At 69.2% G+C, this 4,343-nt stretch carries 7 protein-coding genes; 3 read left to right on the top strand and 4 right to left on the bottom strand.

Annotation, left to right across the window (positions count from 1 at the left end):
- The 4 genes from BFF77_RS14115 to BFF77_RS35165 form a co-directional block, all read right to left on the bottom strand.
- Window positions 1–316: hypothetical protein (locus BFF77_RS14115; RefSeq protein WP_141698436.1), on the bottom strand; the 316-nt coding region annotated here is incomplete at its 3' end.
- A 35-nt stretch (window positions 317–351) separates the two neighbouring features.
- Window positions 352–708, bottom strand: a complete 357-nt coding sequence (locus BFF77_RS14110; protein ID WP_141698435.1) for a hypothetical protein — start codon at window positions 706–708, stop codon at window positions 352–354.
- A gap of 72 nt (window positions 709–780) precedes the next feature.
- Window positions 781–1,080 (bottom strand): hypothetical protein, encoded by a 300-nt coding sequence (locus tag BFF77_RS14105; RefSeq protein WP_066948693.1) that lies wholly within the window; start codon window positions 1,078–1,080, stop codon window positions 781–783.
- A 10-nt stretch (window positions 1,081–1,090) separates the two neighbouring features.
- A complete protein-coding gene (locus BFF77_RS35165; protein ID WP_141698434.1) occupies window positions 1,091–1,609 on the bottom strand; it encodes a hypothetical protein in 519 nt (172 codons plus the stop codon).
- A gap of 354 nt (window positions 1,610–1,963) precedes the next feature.
- On the opposite strand from BFF77_RS35165, the gene BFF77_RS14095 reads away from it, so the two are divergent.
- The 3 genes from BFF77_RS14095 to BFF77_RS14090 all read left to right on the top strand — a co-directional run.
- A complete protein-coding gene (locus BFF77_RS14095) occupies window positions 1,964–3,301 on the top strand; it encodes an AfsR/SARP family transcriptional regulator (protein ID WP_141698433.1) in 1,338 nt (445 codons plus the stop codon).
- A 77-nt stretch (window positions 3,302–3,378) separates the two neighbouring features.
- Complete coding sequence (locus BFF77_RS35615; protein ID WP_169922666.1) at window positions 3,379–3,537, top strand: hypothetical protein; 159 nt, start codon at window positions 3,379–3,381, stop codon at window positions 3,535–3,537.
- 114 nt (window positions 3,538–3,651) lie between these two features.
- Window positions 3,652–4,343, top strand: a 692-nt coding sequence (locus tag BFF77_RS14090) for a response regulator transcription factor (RefSeq protein ID WP_079125138.1), incomplete at its 3' end; no start/stop codon positions are given.

The following is a 4,343-nucleotide window of genomic DNA, read 5'->3' as shown; positions in this document are numbered from 1 at the left end:
CCGCAGGCCCCGTCCCCGCGGCTCCCGTGGCCTCCGCCTCCGCCGCCTCCGCCGCCGGGGGAGCGGTGGCCGGCCGGGAACGTGCCCCGGCGTCGGAGCCCCCGCGTCGTACCACCAGCCTGAGTTCCGTCAGACCGGTCTCGTCGAAGAGCTCCCTGGTGTGGCGGGTGAGCCGCCCCCGGAAGGCTGCTCCGGCCTCCACCGGCACACCGTCGGGAAGCCCGAGGATTTCCAGGCGGTACCGCTGGGCGGTCTCGTTCCGCCCTGGTGTTCCGGACGCGGACGATGTCTCGCGCTGGTCCTTTCGCACACCCATGGCGACCTCCTCCGATGCCTGTGACCCACGCACGGCTACGACGAATACATGACGATGCGGTCGGAATCACCGAACCGGCGTTCCAGTTCCGGATCCAGATTCCGCGACTGCCAGGACTTCGTGTGCAGCGTGGTGCGGCCCTGCCGGATATTGCAGTCGACGACGGTCACCTCTCCGGCGTCCAGCTTCTTGCGCACCATTTCTCCCAGCGTGCCCGGGGCGCGGTGCGTTTCGAACCACATCTCGATCTCGTTCCACACGATGACCGCGACGGTCAGAATGCCCACCAGTACGGCGCCGAACTTCTCGGCGGCCGTCGGTTCGCGGCGGGGCTTGTGGACGATCAGGCCGATGATCACGGCAAGAATGGCGATGACAACGAGAACTTCCATGGTGTGTCCCCCTGTGCGTGAAAGACTCCGCGACCGGACCGCGTGAGCGGGCGGCCATGTGTGAGCGGGCGGTTATGTGTAGACGACGAGCTTGTCCTGGGCGTGGGCCTGGGACAGTTTCGAGTCGAGCTGCTTGGTGTTGATGCGCCGTACGTGTTCGAGCCGGTCGGTGGACTGGTCGAATATGCCCTGGAAGACGGCGTACTCGCCGTTCTTCAGCTCCTGTTTCAGGGTGAACGCGATATCGCTCTCGTCAACGGATTCCTGGACCTCCAGGAACCACTGGACGACAGCGAAGAAGGCCAGTACGACCACGGTCAGCACGATGTCGATGACCACACTCGCCAAAGCCATCAGAATCAGCTCCAGCACAACAGCCTCCTCATTCGAAGACGATGAGATCCTTGTCGCCGAACATGTCGTTCAGCTCCTCGTCGCAGTCCCGGGCCAGCACCGCGTAGCCCAGGGGCCTGTGGGTCGTACGGTCGGTCAGCGGTTCGCCGGACTCGTCCAGGAACAGCACCCGGAAGACCCAGGCACCGGTCCGCCGGCGCCGCAGCAGCGCGCCGCGCACCGGTGCCGGACCGGCGGGACGGTTGGCCGCGAGATAGCCGACGACCTCGCGGTAGGAGAGCACCCGGTCCGGTACGGCGTCCGAGAGCGCCCGCTCCAGCAGGCCGAGCCAGCGCCTGGCCCAGCCGGCCGGACCGCCCTCGGCCGCGTCGCCGGCGGATCCGGCAGGACCGGCAGAACTGGCAGCACCAGCAGGACCGTTGGATTCAACGGAACTCCTGGACCCAACGGGACCAGCGGAACCGCCAGGACCAGCGGAACCGCCAGGACCGGCAGGACCGGTGGATCCGGCGGATTCGGTGAATCCAGTGGATCCGGCACCAGTCACTGACGCTGCGTCAGTCACCGCCGTCGACTGGTCAGTTGGGACACTTCCCGGCGCCGGGGCATCGTCGCGGGGCCGCCCGTGCCGTTCCTCGGTCATCGGCGTTCCTCCTCGTGGGCGTGGTGGCGGATGGTGTGCCGTTCCCCGACCCCCCTCCTGGCCTGGGACGACGAGTCGATGGAACCCCCGTGCCGGATTCCGCCCAAAGAGCGGAAGCGATGCTTTTCTGATTCCGAACGGATGCCGGTTGTGCGCCCGATGCGCGGCTGAGTACCGTATGGGCGAGTCGGCGCGGGGGGCGACGGGTCCTCCCGGAGCGGCCGACGGGGGGACGACGTGGCTGTACGGCTCACTCTGATGGACCGTGCCGTTCTGGAGCGCGACGGTGTGGCGGTGCGGCTCGAACCCCGCTTCATGGCCGTCCTGATCCGGCTGGCACTGGACCTCGGCGGCAATGTGCGCGTCGACGACCTCAGCCGCGAGGTGCTGCTGCCCGGGGACGGGCCGCCGGTGAACGGGTTCGCCGCCAAGGACGAGGCCCGCCGGCGGCGGACACACGTCTACAAGTGTGTTTCCGCGCTGCGTACCGCGCTCGATCCTGACCGTCCCGGCGAGGCGTCCGTGCTGCTCCTCACCGACCCGGGGAAGAATCCCGGCTACCGGCTCGAACTGCCCGCCGACAGCGTGGACCTGATCGAGTTCGAGCGTCTTCTCGCCGACTCACGGGGAGCCCCGCCCGTACGCGAGGTGTCGCTGCTGCGGCGCGCGCTGGAGCTCTGGCGCGGCCGGCCGCTCGTCGATGTCGAGCACCACGAGTGGGCCCGGCGCCGAATACAGCGGGCCACCGCGGCCCACGACGAGGCGCGCCGCCGTCTTCTCGACCTCTACGAGACCTTCGGCCGGACGGATCCGGCGATCGAGACCGCCACCGCCCTGCTCGCCGACCATCCGCACGACACCGCCCTGCGGGACCGCCTGGCCCGTCTCTCCCTGCGGCGCACCACCGGCGTCGCCGACCTCCAGTACCGGACCGGCTCCCCGGAGTCCCTGATCAGCGTCCGGATCGGCGACCTCTTCGACCAGCACGACGCGCATCTGGTCATCGGGTTCAGCGACACCTTCGAGACCAACACCGCCGACGACCGCCTGGTCAGCCGGGCCAGTGTGCAGGGCCAACTGGTCCACCGGCTCTACGACGGCGACCATCAGCTTCTCGACCGCGAACTGCGCAGAGCACGGCGCGACGCGCCCCGGAAGGTCGAGGCCCGGGAGACCAAGCGCTACGGCAAACTCACCCGCCACCCGGTCGGCACGGTCGCGGTGCTCCAGCAGGGCGGACGCCGCCTCTTCGCGCTGGCCTACAGCCAGGTCGACGAGCGGGGCCTGTTCGCCCAGTCCAGCGTGCCCCTGCTGGAAACCGCCCTCGACCAGCTCTGGCACCACGTACGCACACACGCCCAGCACCGCCCGGTGGCCATGGCCGTGCTCGGCTCCGGCCTGGCCCGGATCAACGACCTGGACCGTGTGGGTCTCGTCCGGCTGACCGTACGGTCCTTCCTCGGACACAACGCCCACGGACGTCTCACCGACGAACTCCGCATCATGATCCTCCCCAAGGACGCGGCGGCCCTCGACATGAACCGCCTGGACGAGGCCGTACAGAAGACCCTCTCCGCCCAGGCCCTGTCGCCTTGATCCGTTCGACGCGTCCATGCCAGGCTCTTCGCACAAGCATTCTGTGAACGCGCCTGCGCGTACGGGGGGTTGGGATCGTGGCTGTCACGGTGCCGGAGTGGGCCGACATCCTGCTGGACCTGATCGGGGTGTCCTGGCCGAATGTGGACGAGGACGCGTACCGGGAGATGGCGGACGCCCTGCGGGAGTTCGCCGAGGATCTGGAGGACGACGGGCAGCTCACCCGGTCCGTGTGATCGTGGCCCTGGAACAGCGCCGGGAGGACGGGTCCTGTCCTGTCCGGTCCGACCGGGCAGGACCTGGTCGCGGAGGCCCCTTCGCCGGTCTCGCGGCTCGCTACGATCGTCGGCGTGTGCGCAGACATCATGGTCGCCGAGGACGATGTGAAGCAGGCCGAACTGGTGCGCCGTTATCTGGAGCACGAGGGGCACTCGGTCACGGTCGTCGGGGACGGACGTGCGGCTCTTGAGCAGGTCCGGCACAGGGAGCCCGACCTGCTCGTGCTCGATGTGATGATGCCCCGGGCCGACGGCCTCGACGTGGTGCGGATCCTGCGCGCCGAGAGCCGGGAGGTGCCGGTGCTGATGCTGACGGCCCGCAGTACCGAGGACGATCTGCTGCTCGGTCTGGATCTCGGCGCCGACGACTACATGACCAAGCCGTTCAGCCCGCGTGAGCTGATGGCCCGGGTACGGACGCTGCTGCGCCGCCACCGGCGTTCCGCCGGCCCCGCCGCCGTCCCCGGTCCCGGCTCCGCGCCCGCCGCCGTCGAGGACGAGGTGCTCTCGGTGGGCACGCTCAGGATCGATCCGGCCCGGCACGAGGTGTCGGTCGGGGGAACGCCGGTCGTGTGCACGCCCGGCGAGTTCCGTATCCTCGCCGCGATGGCGGCGGAACCGGACCGGGTCTTCACCAGACAGCGGCTCCTGGAGGAACTGCACGGCTTCGACAAGTACATCGGCGACCGCACCGTCGATGTGCACATCATGCATCTGCGCAAGAAGATCGAGCGCGCCCCGAGGCGGCCCGTCCGGCTGCTCAC

The sequence above is a fragment of the Streptomyces lushanensis genome (genome assembly GCF_001700515.1).
Taxonomy (GTDB): Bacteria; Actinomycetota; Actinomycetes; order Streptomycetales; family Streptomycetaceae; genus Streptomyces; species Streptomyces lushanensis.
This window is presented reverse-complemented; position numbering and strand designations above follow the sequence as displayed.

Excerpts from the sequence above, each read along its gene's own strand:
- BFF77_RS14110 (WP_141698435.1), bottom strand. The coding sequence starts at position 708 with ATGGAAGTTCTCGTTGTCATCGCCATTCTTGCCGTGATCATCGGCCTG.
- BFF77_RS14095 (WP_141698433.1), top strand. The coding sequence starts at position 1,964 with ATGGACCGTGCCGTTCTGGAGCGCGACGGTGTGGCGGTGCGGCTCGAA.